The 14,666-nt window shown below is 64.0% G+C and carries 13 protein-coding genes; 3 read left to right on the top strand and 10 right to left on the bottom strand.

The window, feature by feature from the left end; translation table 11 throughout:
- Positions 1-175: 175 nt before the first annotated feature.
- Together GGD67_RS17400 and GGD67_RS17395 are read right to left on the bottom strand one after the other, a co-directional pair.
- Positions 176-943 (bottom strand): SDR family NAD(P)-dependent oxidoreductase, encoded by a 768-nt coding sequence (locus tag GGD67_RS17400; RefSeq protein WP_179734436.1) that lies wholly within the window; start codon positions 941-943, stop codon positions 176-178.
- Between the two features lie 81 nt (positions 944-1,024).
- Entirely contained in the window at positions 1,025-1,723 is a 699-nt protein-coding gene (locus GGD67_RS17395; RefSeq protein WP_179734435.1) for a histidine phosphatase family protein, read from the bottom strand.
- 135 nt (positions 1,724-1,858) lie between these two features.
- On the opposite strand from GGD67_RS17395, the gene GGD67_RS17390 reads away from it, so the two are divergent.
- Together GGD67_RS17390 and argE are read left to right on the top strand one after the other, a co-directional pair.
- Complete coding sequence (locus GGD67_RS17390; protein ID WP_018322223.1) at positions 1,859-2,644, top strand: SDR family NAD(P)-dependent oxidoreductase; 786 nt, start codon at positions 1,859-1,861, stop codon at positions 2,642-2,644.
- 1,044 nt (positions 2,645-3,688) lie between these two features.
- Positions 3,689-4,867 carry an acetylornithine deacetylase gene (gene argE, locus GGD67_RS17385; protein WP_179734433.1) on the top strand — a complete coding sequence of 393 codons (1,179 nt, stop codon included), beginning with the start codon at positions 3,689-3,691 and terminating at the stop codon, positions 4,865-4,867.
- 280 nt (positions 4,868-5,147) lie between these two features.
- Here argE and GGD67_RS17380 read toward each other — a convergent pair whose 3' ends face one another.
- Together GGD67_RS17380 and GGD67_RS17375 are read right to left on the bottom strand one after the other, a co-directional pair.
- Positions 5,148-6,206: a phosphotransferase family protein gene (locus GGD67_RS17380; RefSeq protein WP_179734430.1), complete on the bottom strand. Its 1,059-nt coding sequence runs from the start codon at positions 6,204-6,206 to the stop codon at positions 5,148-5,150.
- A gap of 140 nt (positions 6,207-6,346) precedes the next feature.
- Positions 6,347-7,582, bottom strand: a complete 1,236-nt coding sequence (locus GGD67_RS17375) for an acyl-CoA dehydrogenase family protein (RefSeq protein ID WP_018322220.1) — start codon at positions 7,580-7,582, stop codon at positions 6,347-6,349.
- Between the two features lie 320 nt (positions 7,583-7,902).
- Here GGD67_RS17375 and GGD67_RS17370 point away from each other — a divergent pair, with 320 nt between their 5' ends.
- A complete protein-coding gene (locus tag GGD67_RS17370; RefSeq protein ID WP_092260275.1) occupies positions 7,903-8,565 on the top strand; it encodes a TetR/AcrR family transcriptional regulator in 663 nt (220 codons plus the stop codon).
- Positions 8,566-8,569: 4 nt separating this feature from the next.
- Here GGD67_RS17370 and GGD67_RS17365 read toward each other — a convergent pair whose 3' ends face one another.
- The 6 genes from GGD67_RS17365 to GGD67_RS17340 all read right to left on the bottom strand — a co-directional run bounded on the left by GGD67_RS17365 (position 8,570) and on the right by GGD67_RS17340 (position 14,597).
- Positions 8,570-8,962, bottom strand: a complete 393-nt coding sequence (locus tag GGD67_RS17365) for a RidA family protein (RefSeq protein ID WP_179734429.1) — start codon at positions 8,960-8,962, stop codon at positions 8,570-8,572.
- A gap of 97 nt (positions 8,963-9,059) precedes the next feature.
- Entirely contained in the window at positions 9,060-9,275 is a 216-nt protein-coding gene (locus GGD67_RS17360) for a hypothetical protein (protein ID WP_018322217.1), read from the bottom strand.
- Between the two features lie 212 nt (positions 9,276-9,487).
- A complete protein-coding gene (locus GGD67_RS17355) occupies positions 9,488-10,717 on the bottom strand; it encodes a CaiB/BaiF CoA-transferase family protein (RefSeq protein WP_179734427.1) in 1,230 nt (409 codons plus the stop codon).
- Between the two features lie 191 nt (positions 10,718-10,908).
- Positions 10,909-12,114, bottom strand: coding sequence for an MFS transporter (locus tag GGD67_RS17350; protein ID WP_179734425.1), 1,206 nt, complete (start codon positions 12,112-12,114; stop codon positions 10,909-10,911).
- Between the two features lie 135 nt (positions 12,115-12,249).
- A complete protein-coding gene (locus GGD67_RS17345; RefSeq protein ID WP_179734423.1) occupies positions 12,250-13,077 on the bottom strand; it encodes a 3-keto-5-aminohexanoate cleavage protein in 828 nt (275 codons plus the stop codon).
- Positions 13,078-13,199: 122 nt separating this feature from the next.
- On the bottom strand, positions 13,200-14,597 hold the full coding sequence (locus tag GGD67_RS17340) for an MFS transporter (protein ID WP_179734421.1): 1,398 nt from the start codon (positions 14,595-14,597) through the stop codon (positions 13,200-13,202).
- Positions 14,598-14,666 lie beyond the last annotated feature (69 nt).

Genomic DNA, 14,666 nt, shown 5'->3' with positions numbered 1-14,666 from the left:
AAAGGCCTTTCTGAACTTCTGCATCCGACCCCCTCCGTCTTCCGGGAGTCGTCTTCAGAATCCGTCTTGCCTTCCAATGCAATAGCTAGACAAAACCCATATGCGATGCCCCTGCCCGCAAGCGGGAGAGGGAGCGCACCGTCACTCGCGGCCACACCGTGGCCTACAACGCTTCTCAGCTAATCGTCGCGCCGCCGTCGATCACCATGGTCTGGCCGGTCATGAAGTCGCCGGCCTTGGACCCCAGGAACACCGCGGCACCGGCGATCTCGTCGGGGATGCCGATGCGCAGGAGCGGCGAGCGCGCGGTCGAGGCCTTCAGGTTCTCCGGATTGTCCCACAGCGCCTTGGCAAAATCGGTCTTGATCAGGCCGGGCGCGATGCAGTTCACGCGGATGTTGTCCTTGCCGTATTCGCAGGCGAGGTTGCGCGCGAGCTGCATGTCGGCGGCCTTGGAGATGGCGTAGGCGCCGAGGATGGTCGAGCCTTTCAACCCGCCGATCGAGGAGACGATGATGATGGAGCCGTCCTTGCGCTCGATCATCTGCGGCACCACCATCGAGATCAGCCAGTTGTTGGCGACGATGTTGTTGTCCAGGATCTTCCGGAACTGGTCGTCGGAGATGCCGGCGAGCGGACCGTAGTATGGGTTCGAGGCGGCGTTGCAGACCAGCACGTCGATCTTGCCGAAGGCGTGGTTGCTCTCATCGACGAGGTTTTGCAGGTTCTCCTTCGAGGAGATGTTCGCAGCGATCGCGACCGCAGTGCCCTTGCCGAACTTGTCGTTGATGCCCTTGGCCACCTGCTCGCAGACATCGGCTTTGCGCGATGAGATCACGACCTTGGCGCCGTGCTCGGCCATGCGCTCGGCAATCGCAAGCCCAATGCCGCGCGTCGATCCCGTGATGACGGCGACTTTCCCCTTCATGTCGAACAAGGCCATGTTTCTCTCCCAGATTGATCTTTGTCTTCATCTCCAGATTCCGGGCTCGATGCTGCGCATCGCCCCGGAATGACAGCTCACTCAGGCCAGCTTCTTGACCTCCGGTCCCGCCGGCTGATGCATCGCCGCGTGCGCAGCATCCGCGATCCACGGCTGCTGGTTCACCATCGGCAGCCGCCAGACCTTGCGCTCGGGAGTTGCGAAATAATCCAGCCGCGTCACCGAGCAATTGTCGATGTCGAACGACAATCCCCGCTCCGGCTGGCCGTCGAGCGCGAGCCCCAGCGCCGCCTTGATGGTGCCGCCATGCGCGACCGCGATGATGTCCTGTCCCCCCGCCTCAGCGTTGATCCGCTCGATGGTGCGGCGCGTGCGGTTGTAGAGATCCATGAAGCTCTCGCCGCCGGGCGCGGGCTCGTTGATGTCGGCAAACCAGCTCGTGCCGACGGGTCGGCTGGCGACGAACTGGGCGCGGTTCATGCCCTGCCAGCGGCCGAGATTTTGCTCGGCGAGGTCCGCTTCCCATTTCATCGATTCAGGTCTTGGGAAGCCGGCCGCCCAGATCGCTTCCGCGGTCTGGTGCGTGCGCATCAGATTGCTCGAATACCAGACCGCCGTGCGTGGCAGCACCTTGGCAACAGCGTTGAACACATAGGTATCGCTGGTGTCGCAGGCGATGTCGCTTTGTCCGTAGATGTTGCCGCCGTCATTGCGCACCGGCGCGTGACGGACCCACCACCACCGTGTCATGACCACATTGGGCTTGTCTGCGCCTGCCATCGAAACCCTTCCATCCCGTTTGATGTCGCTGTACGTCAGGTGTGAACGTGTCTCAAGACACTTTTACCGTTTGAAATCTTGTTTGAAATTTCGTCGCGCGGCAAGCGTCGCGTGAGGCACCACAGGAGAGAACGCATGGGCCGCCTGCAAGGCAAATCCGTCATCATCACCGGCGCCGGCAGCGGCATCGGTCGCGCCGCCGCGCTGCTGTTCACCCGGGAAGGCGCCAAGCTGATCGCGGTCGATCGCACCGAGGCGGTTAAGGAGACCGTCGACGAGGTGAAGAAGGCCGGCGGCGTCGCGGAAGCCATGATCGCCGACGCGGGCTCCGAGACGGACGTCATCGCCGTGATCGACAAGGCGGTGAAGACCCACGGCCGACTCGACGTGATCTGGGCCAATGCCGGCGTCAGCGGCGGGCTCGTCCCGCTCGGCGAGCAAACCGTAGAGCATTGGCAGGAGGTGTTGCGCGTCAATCTGATCGGCCCGTTCCTCGCCGTGAAGCACGCGATGCCGCACATGGTGAAGCAGCAGTCCGGCGCGATCGTGCTGACCGCGTCCGTTGCAGGCCTCAAGGCCGGGGCCAGCGGGCATCCCTATGCCGCAAGCAAGGCCGGCGTGATCAGCCTGGTGCAGACCACGGCGTATTCGCTCACCGGCACCGGCGTGCGCATCAACGCGGTGTGCCCGGGCCTGATCGAGACCGGCATGACAAAACCGATCTTCGACCGCGCCAAGGAGCGCGGCACCCAGGACAAGATCGGCCAGCTCAATCCGCTCAAGCGCCCCGGCCAACCGCACGAGCTCGCGGCGATGGGGTTGTTTTTGGCCAGCGACGAAGCCTCCTATGTGAACGGCCAGGCGTTCCCGGTCGACGGTGGCCTCACCGCGTCGATGCCGTATACGGGCAAGCCGGTTTAACTCTCGCGTGTCCCGGACGCGCTGCAGCGTTCTTGGGCTGCTGCGCAGCGTCCAGGGCACGAGAGGCGAGTTTGGCAGCTCTCTCCACATCGTCATTGCGATGCTCCAGTGCAGATCCAGCCGCCGTGCCGTAGGGTGGGCAAAGGCGCATAGCGCCGTGCCCACGATCACCTCTCCCTGAGCCACAGGGCGTGGGCACGCTGCGCTTCGCCCACCCTACGAGATCGAGATCGTGGCACGTAGCTCAAACCGCAGACACACCCTCGCATCCTCGCGGCTCATCTCGCCCGAGCTTTGCTTCATCTCTTCACCCTCATAATTGAAAGAGGGCGCAGGGAAGACCGGGAGCCCGCTGGCACCCGAGGTCCACTGTGCGAAACCTGCGTAACAAGAAGCTGCACAGCGGCATACAGGTGTAGCCAGGACATCCCGGCCTTCCCTGCGCAGTGGGTTTACGGCTTATGTCGTGCTCTCCCCGGGGAGCGTTGCACTATTGCCCCCGTCGCCTTGCGGATGGCTGAGGGATGCGTCCGGTTGGACGACACCCATCACCGCAACACTTGACGCACAGACCCCGGGCGTCAGGACCACACGATTTTGCCGTACGCTAGAATCACACCGGTCGTGTGCGCGATGCCTTCGCTCACGGCTCTCCGCCCTGCGATTGCTCTTCGCGCCGATGTCACCTGCGTCCACCGCCGCCCGGCCCGCGTTCGTGACGATCGCGATACGCCCCTCTTCCTTGGGCCGGGTTGAGGCGACACATACGTCATTTCCGAATTTCGGTAAAGTGGAATATTTTTGTCGCCCTGCGTTGACCCAGCGCTGGCGTGTTTTGCCCGACGGGCAACCCAAGGGATTGTGGCCCTTGTAGCCCGGATGAAGCGCAGCGTAATCCGGGAGTCCTGTCACGAAGCACGCAGGCCCCGGATTACGCTTCGCTCCATCCGGCTACGGGTTTGTGTTGATTTGCGCAATCAGCCACCGCGTTGGTATGGTTCCTGCAAGCACTGCAGCCTCCATACTCCCTGACAGAACGAGACAATGCCCAGCTCAAGACCCGACCGTATCCGCAAACTCCTCGCCGACCTCGTCGGCTTCGACACCGTCAGCGACCGCACCAACCTGCCCCTGATTGCCCATATCGAGAGCTACCTCGCCGCGTTCGGCGTCAAGGGCGAGCGCATCACCGACGTAACAGGGCAGAAGGCCTCGCTGTGGGTCACGATCGGCCCCGAGGACCGCCCGGGCCTGGTGCTGTCGGGCCATACCGACGTCGTGCCGGTGGTGGGACAGGACTGGAGCCACGATCCCTTCAGGCTGATCGAGCGCGAGGGCAAGCTCTACGGCCGCGGCACCACCGACATGAAGGGCTTTGTCGCGGTGTGCCTCGCCATGGTGCCGGAGATGCTGGAGGCCAAGCTCGTAACGCCGATTCATCTGGCGATCTCCTACGACGAGGAGATCGGCTGCGTCGGCGTGCGGCCGATGCTCGGCGAGGTCGCGAAGAAACGGATCATACCGCTCGGCGCCTTCATCGGCGAGCCGACCGAGATGAAGGTCATCATCGGCCACAAGGGCAAGCACGGCGTGCGCGCAACCTTCCGCGGCCTCGCCCGCCACTCCTCGATCGCGCCCGACGGCGTCAACGCGATCGAATATGCCGCCGAGCTGATCGTCGAGATCCGCCGCCGCGCCGTGGCGCTCGCAGCCGTGCGAGCGACCGACAGCCTCTACGACGTTCCGCATTCGACGCTGCTCACCAGCATCGTGCATGGCGGCGCGGCGCTGAACATCGTGCCTGATACCTGCACGGTGGATTTCGAATGCCGCGGAATCGGCATCACCGAGTCCAGGGAGGTGACGGATGCGATCGTCGCCTGGGCCAGGGCCGAGCTCGAGCCGGCGATGAAGGCGCGGCATCCGGAGTGCGGCATCGATTTCGAAGAGATCCTCGACTACCCCGCCCTCGACACCGCCGCCGACGCCGCCATCGTCACGCTCGCCAAGAGCCTTGCCGGGCGCAACGACCACGCCAAGGTCGCCTTCGGCACCGAGGCCAGCCTGTTCGCCAGCATGGCCGATATCCCATCCGTGGTGATCGGCCCGGGCTCGATCGCGCAGGCGCATACGCCGGATGAATTCGTGGAGATGGCGGAGCTGGAGAAGTGTGCGGGGTTCGTGGAGAGACTGATCGCGCATTGTGCGAAGGCGGCGTCGTAGGTGCCGTAGGGTGGGCAAGCGAAGCGTGCCCACCATCAGGCTGCGATCACGGGGAGATCGTGGGCACAGCGCTGCGCGCTTTTGCCCACCCTACGAGAGCTGTCAATCAGGGGGCTCGTATCCCGCCTCCTCGTCATTGCGAGGAGCCCTTGCGACGAAGCAATCCAGGCTGCCCCCGCGGAAATGGTCTGGATTGCTTCGCTACGCTCGCAATGACGGAGTGTGTGGCGAGAGTGGCGCAAGAAAAAGCGCGGCCACACCGGCCGCGCCTTCGTCGTTCCTACACTGCGCCGGCCTTCTGCGCGTATTCCCATGAGGCCTGCGACAGCGGCACGGTGCGCTTGGCTGACTCCAGCGCCTTGGCGTTGGCGGCGGTGCCGTCGCGGACGCGGCCGGCGATGCCTTGGGTGATGCCGGCGAGACGGAACAGATTGTAGGCGAAGTACCAGTTGAGATCAGGCACCGTCATCTTGGTGACGTTGCAATAGATCTGCGCAGCTTCTTCCACGCTCGGGATATTGAGCGCCTTGAGGTCCGCGCCCTGCAGGCCCGGCATGATCCACTGCATCAACAGGTAGGTGAAGTCGGCCATGGGATCGCCGAGCGTCGACAGCTCCCAGTCCAGCACGGCCTGTACGCGCGGTTCCGTCGCGTGGAAAATCATGTTGTCGAGACGATAGTCGCCATGGACGATCGAGACGCGGGCCTGCTCCGGCACCGTCTTCGGCAGCCATTCGGCGACCTTCTCGAACTCGGGAATGTGCTGCGTTTCGGACGCGCGATATTGCTTGGTCCAGCGGTCGATCTGCCGCGCGAAATAATTGCCAGGCTTGCCGAACTCGCCGAGCCCGATCGCCGTGGGGTCGTACATGTGGAGCTTCGCCAGCGTCTCGATCTTGCTGGTGAAGATCTTGCGCCGCGCATCGCCATCCTGGCTCGGCAGTGTCGGATCCCAGAACACCCGGCCCTCCTCCATCGACATGATGTAGAAGGCCGCGCCGATGACGCCGTCGTCCTGGCACAGCGCATAGGCGTGCGCGACGGGAAAGCCCTGCTTGCCGAGCGCCGCGATCACGCGATATTCGCGATCGACCGCATGCGCCGACGGCAGCAATTTGCCGAACGGCTTGCGGCGCATCACGTAGGAACGGTTCGGCGTGTTCAGCCGGTAGGTCGGATTGGACTGGCCGCCCTTGAACTGGAGCACGACCAGCGGCCCCTGATAGCCTTCGACGTTGTCGCGCATCCAGGCTTCGAGCCGCATCTCGTCGAAGCGATGACGCTCCTCGACCGGCTTGGTGCCCGAGAACTCTTCGTCTTTCCTGACGCCGTCAGCCACGATGACGCTCCCTCTTCAGTCCTGAGCATTTCAGGTCGAGCATGATCCTAATCGGTAACCGCTGACGCACTTGCGTCAAGCGGTCACCGCATCGTGCCCTGCCGTTTCTTCAGATCGGGAGCGCCTCCCGGCTCTCCCTCTTAGTGACCGGGAGAGTTTGCATACTTCCGAACCTCAAGTCTGGCAATGGCGCGATTGTGCACCTCGTCCGGACCGTCGGCGAGACGGAGCGTGCGGATGTGGGCGTAGTCCTTGGCAAGACCCGCCTCGTCCGAGACACCGGCGCCGCCAAAGGCCTGGATCGCCTCATCGATGATCTTCAGCGCCATGTTGGGCGCCGCGACCTTGATCATGGCGATCTCGGCCTGCGCGGTCTTGTTGCCGACCTTGTCCATCATGTCGGCGGCCTTGAGGCAGAGCAGGCGCGTCATCTCGATATTGGTGCGGGCATCGCCGATGCGCTGCTCCCACACGCTGTGCTCGACGATCTTCTTGCCGAAGGCGCTGCGCGAGGACAGGCGCTTCACCATCTTCTCGAGCGCCTCCTCGGCCTTGCCGATGGTGCGCATGCAGTGATGGATGCGGCCGGGGCCGAGACGGCCCTGCGCGATCTCGAAGCCGCGGCCTTCGCCAAGCAGGATGTTCTCCTTCGGCACCCTGACGTTCTCCAGCAACACCTGGGCGTGGCCGTGCGGCGCGTCGTCGAAGCCGAACACCGGCAGCATCTTCTCGACCTTGATGCCGGGGGTGTCGAGCGGAACCAGGATCTGCGACTGCTGCTGATGCTTGGCCGCCTTGAAATCGGTCTTGCCCATCAGGATCGCGATCTTGCAGCGGGGATCGCCGACACCGGACGACCACCATTTGCGGCCATTGATGACGTAATGATCGCCATCCTTCTCGATGCGGGTTTCGATGTTGGTCGCGTCCGAGGAGGCCACCGCCGGTTCCGTCATCAGGAAGGCGGAGCGGATCTCGCCGTCCATCAGCGGACGCAGCCATTTGCGCTTCTGCTCCTTGGAGCCGTAGCGGATGAACACTTCCATGTTGCCGGTGTCGGGCGCGGAACAGTTGAATACTTCCGAGGCCCAGGTGATGCGGCCCATCTCTTCCGACAGCAGCGCGTATTCCAGATTGGTCAGTCCCGCGCCGCGGAATTCATCATCCTCATGCTCGGACGGCGGCATGAACATGTTCCAGAGGCCTTCGGCCTTCGCCTTCTTCTTGAGGTCCTCCAGGATCGGGATCACCTTCCAGCGCTCGCCGGCGTGATCCTGCTGATCATAGATCGGCACCGCCGGGCGCACGTGCTTGGCCATGAAGGACCGCACGCGGTCGAGCCATTCCTTCTGCTTGGGGGACAGATCGAAATCCATGGGACGCTCCTCGTCTCTCTTCTGCGAAGCTGTTTGCTTCGCGAGCCTGTTTTGCGCCGGACTGGTCTCCCGCTGCGCGCAGCCCGCAAGCGCGCGGCTTGCGGACGCTTCGGAACCGGCTTCGCGAGTTGCGAACGGGTCCGATTGCGATTGACATATCCGGCCTTCAAACGATAGTTTCATACAACTGTTTGAATTGCAACTCCCTCGCTCACGACGTCATTCCGGGGCGGCCCGCAGGGCTGAACCCGGAATCTCGAAATGTGGGGCGAGATTTCGGGTTCTCGCTTCGCGAGCCCCGGAATGACGGGATAAAGGTCATGGCCAGCGATCATACGAGGTCTGCCATTCTCGCCGCCGCCGAACGGCTCTATGCCGATCGCGGCTTCGGCGACGTGACGCTGCGCGACATCGTCGCGGAGGCGGGTGTCAACCTCGCCGCGGTGAACTATCATTTCGGCTCGAAGGACGAGCTGATCGCGGAATTATTCGTCACCCGCTCGATCGCCACCAACCGCGAGCGCCTGCGCGAATTGAAGGCGGCGGAAGAGCAAGGCGGCGGCCGTGCGCCGATCGAGGTGATCTTGCACGCGCTGGTCGGGCCGACGCTGCGCGGCTGCCTCGGGCCTGAGAACCAGCGCTCCACCGCAGCGCGCTTCATGATCCGCGCCTCAATTGAATCCGTGCCGCCGATCCGCCGCATCAAGAACCGCGAGATCGACCATTTGCGCAAATTCGCCGGCGCGATGCGCCGCGCCCTGCCCGACCGCAGCGACGTCGATATCTACTGGGGCCTCAACTTCGCGCTCGCGATGGCACACCACACCATCCGCGAGAGCGAGCGGCTGACAAAACTGTCGGAAGGCAAATGCGACCTCGACGACGTCGAGGACGTGGTCGCGCGCGTGGTCAGCGTGGCGACGATGGCGCTGACGGCGGGACGGGCGGAGACGAAGGCACCGGCGCGGGTCGCGGCGCGGTAGTCCCTCACATCATCGCGATGCAGTCGATCTCGACGTCGAAGGGGCCGAACCATTCCGGCGTGCAGACGAAGATCCGCGCCGGCGGATCTTCAGGGAAATAGCGTGCATAGATGGCGTTGAACGCGGCGAAATGTTTCGTCGAGGTACAGTAGACGTTGCACTTCATGACGTTGTCGAGCGAGGCACCGGCCGTCTGGAGGCACAGCTTCATCTGCTCCATGACGATCTCGCTCTGCCGCTCGATCGGCATTTGCGCGATCTCGCCCGTCTCGGGGTCGAACGGCGGCAGGCCCGCGACGAAGATCATGTTGCCGGCGCGCGTCACCGGCGAGACCGGTGCGTTGCGGCGGTCGAGAAAGGTCGAGATCGGTTCGACGCGGAGCGCTTCGCGTTTCATGCAGCCACCTTCGGTTCAAGCGAGACCGACGCCGGACTACCTTATTCTGCAGTCGGCATGCTTCGCTTTTAATCGAAGTGTGGTTGTCGCGACGGGTTCAGGCCCGCTGCGGCATCTCCTCGGCCTCTTCCTTGGCGAGCAGCAGCAGCATCTCGATGCCCATCTCGCCTTCCTGCGGCGAGCGGATGAACTTGATCTCCTCGGCACTCTGCCGCAGTGCGGCAACGATGGCGACGGCCTGATTGGCGGTGGCCGCCTCGGTCGCCAGAATTGCCTTCTGGTCCTTGGCCTGGAACCCGATCGTGTAGGACATCCATTTCCCTCCCGACGTTAGTGGAGAGATCGAAACAGAGTCTGGCGCGGAACGGAAGCCTGTGAGACTACGGACCGGAACTATCTGGGGATGGCGCGCAAGCCTCAGGCAAGCCCGAGCATCGCGCGCGCGTCCTCTGCGGCCGCCGCTTTGCTGCGAACCACCCTCTCCCACGAGGGAAGAGGGTAAGAGCGCACGCTGCCTCTGCTGAGTTAGATGATCCCCTGCTGCTTCAGCGTCTCGATTTTGCCCGCATCATAGCCGAGCTTGCCGCCGAGGACCTCCTGCGTGTGCTCACCAAGCAGCGGCGGGGCGCGATATTCGGTGATGGGGGTGCCCGAAAGAGTCAGCGCGTTTCGGATCAGCGAGAGTTCCGGTTCGAACTTGTGCTCGGTCTTCACCCGCATGCCGCGCGACTGGACGTGCGGATCGGAAAACACCTGCTCGAAATTGTTGATCGGACCCGAGGGCACGCCGGCCTCCTCCAGCTTTTCCAGCCAGTAGGCCACCGGCTGCTTCAGGAACAGGCCGGCGAAGATCGCCATGATCTCCTTGCCGTGCGTGACGCGGTCGTTGTTCTTGACGAAGCGCGGATCGCTCGCAAGCTCGGGTTCGCCGAGCACGGCGCAGGTCTTCCGGAACTGGCCGTCATTGCCGACCACCAGCATCAGCTCGCCATCGGTGCAGCGGAACACGCCGGCCGGCATGCCGCCATTGCCCCAGGTGCCGCGTCGCGGCGGCGTCTTGCCGTTGACGAGGTAGATCTGCAGCCAGTGCGACAACGACGCAATGACCGTGTCGAACAGGCAGACGTCGATATGCTGGCCCTGCCCGTTATTGGCGTCGCGATGGTAGAGCGCCGAGAGAATTCCGATCGAGGTGTTCATGCCGGTCATGTAGTCGACAATGGAGGGACCGACCTTCATCGGGCCCTCGCCCGGCTCGCCATCCATGTGGCCGGTGACGCTCATCAGGCCGCCCATCGCCTGCAGGATGGCGTCATAGCCGGCGCGCGGCGCGTACGGTCCGGTCTGGCCGAAGCCGGTCACCGAGCAATAGATGATGCCGGGGTTGATCGCCTTGATGGTCTCGTAGTCGAGGCCGTAGCGCTTGAGATCGCCGACCTTGTAGTTCTCCATGAAGACGTCGACGTCCTTGGCGAGCTCGCGGATGATCGCCTGGCCCTCGGGCTTGGCGATGTTGACGGTGACCGACTTCTTGTTGCGGTTGGCGCAGAGATAGAAGGAATTGTTGTTGTTGGCCTTGCCTTCGGGATCGCTGAGGTAAGGCGGGCCGAAGGCGCGCGCTTCGTCGCCGGTGCCCGGCCGCTCGATCTTGATCACCTCGGCGCCGAGATCGCCCAGCATCTGGGCCGACAAAGGCCCAGCAAGCACGCGCGTGAGGTCAAGGATCTTGATGCCTGAGAGCGGCAGGGCCGACATGTCGATTTCCTCCAGGGAACTGAATCTTAGAGCTGATTTTGGCGCGGCGGCTCTGAGCGGCCGCGCTCCCCAGCGGATACACTATTTTGGCGCCTTGAGCACTGCACTGGCGGCATACGGCTATCCGCAGCTTCGGCAGCAAGCCAATTCCTGTCGGCAGCTTTCCGCGACGCGAATATTGCCTGATCGGCTCAGGTCACGGCTGCCGCCGCCACGCGCGGCCGCCGCCGGCCGAGCAGGATCAGGATCAATACCGTCGCGCAGGAGCAGACGAAGGTGAGACCGAGCGCGCCGCGGCTGCCGAATTGGGTGAGCAGGCCGACCAGGAGCGGCGGCGAGATCGCGGACGCCAGATTGAGCGGCAGCGCGATCATCGACATCGCCTTGGCGAACTCGGCCTGGTCGTAGAACACCAGCGGGATGGTCGCCCGCGCCACCGCCATCGCGCCGCTGCCGGCGCCATAGAGCAGGATGAAGACCGCGACCGCCCAGGTCGCGCCTTCGCTCAGCATCAAGAGCAGCATGGCGACGGGCAGCGCCGTGCCCGCGACGAGCCCGGTCGTGATCCCGTCCCATCGCCCGCCGCCAAGCAAATCCAGCCCGCGGGCGCTGACCTGGATCACGCCCAGCATCGAGCCGAACGCGAGGGCCTGCGCAGGCGTGAGCCCCTCCGCCCGCAACAGCTCGATCATGATGGCGCTGATGCCGAAATTGACGAAGGCGTTGAGCGTGATCGCGGCGACGACGAGGCCGAAAGTGCTCCTTGGAATCGCGGGCACATCGGCAGACTTAGCCGGCGTGCCGCCATCGTCCTTCGCAAGTCTCCGGCGCGGCGCCACGAATGCATAGAGCGGAAGCGACACGAGGATCAGCATGGCCGCGTAAACCAGGCACGTCCCCCGCCAGCCCAGGTGTCCGCTGAGGAACGACGTCGTCGGCCAGAAGATGCTGCTGGACAGGCCCGTCACCAGCATCAAGGCCCCGATCGCGTTCTTGGCCTGCCGCCCCGCGACCTCGTTCAGCATGATATAGGCGCCGGTCGACAGCGTGGCGCTGCCGGCGATGCCGAGGACGATCCAGGCGGCGAAATAGAGCACCGGCTCGCGCGCGAGAGACAGCAGCACGAAGCCGGGCGCGGTGACGACCGTGCCGACCATCATGACCGTCCGCGCGCCATGCCGCGCAAACGATTTGGCGAGCCACGGCGCGCACAGCCCCATCGAGACGTAGAGAACGGATGTCCCCGCGAACACCGCCGGCAGACTCATGCCGAGATCGGCGGCGAGATCGCGCCCGACGATGGCAGGAAGCCCGATCGTGCCCCATCCGACCAGCTGCGTGATGGCGAGCACCAGCAGGACCCCGATCAGCCCGCTGTCAGATTTCAAGAACCGCATTCCAAACGTTCGCCTGCCCGGCAGGCGCCGATCACGCCTGTGACACCTCTCTTAGCTGGAGACTCAGCGCACGGGAACGCCGGCCGCCGAATGGCAGAAGGCAGCCGGGAGCATGTCAGGAGGAGGCAGTAGCCTCTACCGCGCGATCCCGAGCAGGGATCGCGCCTCGGCGGCGGTCGCAACGCGGCGACCGTGGCGCGTGACAGCCTCGCAGGCGATGGTCACGAGCTCCGCATTGCTGGCGGCGAGGCGCGTCTTGTCGATCCTGATATTGTCCTCGAGCCCGGTCCGAACCGCGTCGGCGCCCCGCGCCAGCGCCCAGCCCATGACCTCGGCCTGGTGACGTCCGATCCCGGCCGCGGTCCAGGTCGCGTGCGGGATCAGCCGCCTGAGCTCTGCCAGCAGGATGTCGAGGACATGCTCGTCCGCCGGCATCGCGTTCTTGACGCCCATGACGAACTGCACGTGCGGACGTGTGTCGATCAGCCCCGCCTCGATCAGGCGGCGGGCACCATGGATATGAGACAGATCGAAGATCTCGATCTCCGGCCGGATGCCATTCGTCTGCATGCCGGTGGCGAGGGTCTCGACCAGGGCGGCGCTATTCTCATAAACAATCGTCGGGAAGTTCACCGATCCCGTGGACAACGAGGCCATGTCCGGCTTCAGATAAAGCGACGATCCGCGCGCCGAGGGATCGCGGCCCCGCCCGCCGGTCGAGAACTGGACGATCATGCCAGGACAATGCTTCCTGATCCCCTCCGCTACCTTCGCAAAACGTTCGGGATCGGACGACGGCGTCTCGTCATCATTGCGAACGTGGATGTGGGCAAGCGTGGCGCCGGCCTCGAAGGCCTCCTGCGTCGACTCGATCTGTTCGGACGGCAGAATCGGCACCGCCGGATTGTCCTTCTTGCGCGGAACGGAGCCGGTGATAGCGACAGCAACGACGACGGGGTTCATCCTGCAACCTCATGATGATCGCGCTCACGCGCACCAAGTTCGATCAGGCCCTGACATAGCGCGCAGAGCCCTGCCGCCGCAAACATCAATTGTCGCAGCGGCACGGCTTCCTTGCGTTCTCGTCAGGTCTGAACTGCGGCCACACCATTCGCGGCTTCCGCACGCTGCCGCTCATAGTCGGCTCGCGGCATCGGAACGGCCTTGGGATTGCCGAGATCGTCGATCTTGATCCGATAGGTTTCCCGGGCCGTGACGGCCGCCAGCGCCGCGATCACCGTGATGCCGAAGGCGATCGCGCCCACCGTCAAGGGAATGTTGGCCGAGCCGGGAGGCGCTACGATGGCGAACAGGGCTGGAAGCAAGGCGGTGATGGTCGTTCCGATGTTCTGCGAGATCGCCATCGCCGACACCCGTGTGCGGGTCGGAAACAGCTCCGGGTAAAAGCTCGGGAAGATCGCGTTATAGCCCTGATAGACGACGCCCCACATCAGGAGCGACAGCAGGATCGCCAGCGGCACGTTCCTGATGCTGATGGCATAGAGATAGCCAAAGGCGAGCAAGCCGGAGAGCAGCGCGCCCACGACGATCGGAGGCTTGCGCCCGATCTTGTCGGAGAGATTGCCGACGAAGGGAATAACGAACACGGCCAGCATGTTTCCGAGGACCGGGATCCACAGATAAACGTCCTTGGCAAAGCCGATGCCGTAGGCCGGCTGCACCGCGTAGGCCGCACCGAAGATGGTCGCGACAACCGGAATGACATTCATCAGCGCCATGCAGATGACCCTGAGCATGTCGGGCCAGTTCAGCTTGATGGCCTGAACGATGGGCGCCCGCGGCGTTTCTCCCCGCTCGCCCTCTCGCTCAAAGGCGGGGGTCTCGTCGACTTCGCGGCGAATGATGTAGCCCGCGACGATGACGAAGAAGCTGAGCAGGAAGGGAATCCGCCAGCCCCAGCTGTTGAAGGCGTCGGTCGGCATATAGGCCGCCAGCGGCAGGAAGACCGCAGCTGCGAGAATCTGTCCGGCCTGCACGCCCTGAAGGGCGAAGCTTGCATAGAAGCCGCGTCGACCGAACGGCGCATGCTCGAGAATCATCGAGCTTGCGCCGGAGATTTCGCCGGCAACGGCAAATCCCTGCACGAGGCGCAGCATGACGAGCAGGATCGGCGCCAGGATGCCGACCTGCTGATAGGTCGGCAGGATGCCCACCGCCATGGTCGAGATGCCCATCAGGAACATGCAGAGGATGAGAACCGTCTTGCGGCCATGGGTATCGCCCCAATGTCCGAGCACGAAGGCGCCGATTGGCCGGGCCACATATCCAACGCCATAGGTCGCCAGCGATGCGACGATCGCGACCGTGGGATTGTCCGACGGGAAGAAGATTTGCGGGAAGATCAGCGACGCAGCGGTCGCGTAGATGAAGAAGTCATAATATTCGAGAGCCGACCCGATCCAGCCGCTGGCAGCAGCCTTTCTGGACTGACTCATGTCGTGGATCGCGCGCGTGGTACCCATCACAAAAGCTCCTCCCGATCTGTTCGTTTGATGCGTCCCGTTGGCGGGCTTCGCTGGACAATTGGACAG

The sequence above is a fragment of the Bradyrhizobium sp. IAR9 genome (assembly GCF_013408065.1).
In the GTDB taxonomy this organism is placed as follows: domain Bacteria; phylum Pseudomonadota; class Alphaproteobacteria; order Rhizobiales; family Xanthobacteraceae; genus Bradyrhizobium.
Note: the sequence above shows the minus strand (reverse complement) of the source record. Positions and strands in the feature narration are given on the sequence as shown.

Excerpts from the sequence above, each read along its gene's own strand:
- GGD67_RS17400 (WP_179734436.1), bottom strand. The coding sequence starts at position 943 with ATGGCCTTGTTCGACATGAAGGGGAAAGTCGCCGTCATCACGGGATCG.
- GGD67_RS17395 (WP_179734435.1), bottom strand. The coding sequence starts at position 1,723 with ATGGCAGGCGCAGACAAGCCCAATGTGGTCATGACACGGTGGTGGTGG.
- GGD67_RS17390 (WP_018322223.1), top strand. The coding sequence starts at position 1,859 with ATGGGCCGCCTGCAAGGCAAATCCGTCATCATCACCGGCGCCGGCAGC.
- argE (WP_179734433.1), top strand. The coding sequence starts at position 3,689 with ATGCCCAGCTCAAGACCCGACCGTATCCGCAAACTCCTCGCCGACCTC.
- GGD67_RS17375 (WP_018322220.1), bottom strand. The coding sequence starts at position 7,582 with ATGGATTTCGATCTGTCCCCCAAGCAGAAGGAATGGCTCGACCGCGTG.
- GGD67_RS17370 (WP_092260275.1), top strand. The coding sequence starts at position 7,903 with ATGGCCAGCGATCATACGAGGTCTGCCATTCTCGCCGCCGCCGAACGG.
- GGD67_RS17365 (WP_179734429.1), bottom strand. The coding sequence starts at position 8,962 with ATGAAACGCGAAGCGCTCCGCGTCGAACCGATCTCGACCTTTCTCGAC.
- GGD67_RS17360 (WP_018322217.1), bottom strand. The coding sequence starts at position 9,275 with ATGTCCTACACGATCGGGTTCCAGGCCAAGGACCAGAAGGCAATTCTG.
- GGD67_RS17355 (WP_179734427.1), bottom strand. The coding sequence starts at position 10,717 with ATGTCGGCCCTGCCGCTCTCAGGCATCAAGATCCTTGACCTCACGCGC.
- GGD67_RS17350 (WP_179734425.1), bottom strand. The coding sequence starts at position 12,114 with ATGCGGTTCTTGAAATCTGACAGCGGGCTGATCGGGGTCCTGCTGGTG.
- GGD67_RS17345 (WP_179734423.1), bottom strand. The coding sequence starts at position 13,077 with ATGAACCCCGTCGTCGTTGCTGTCGCTATCACCGGCTCCGTTCCGCGC.
- GGD67_RS17340 (WP_179734421.1), bottom strand. The coding sequence starts at position 14,597 with ATGGGTACCACGCGCGCGATCCACGACATGAGTCAGTCCAGAAAGGCT.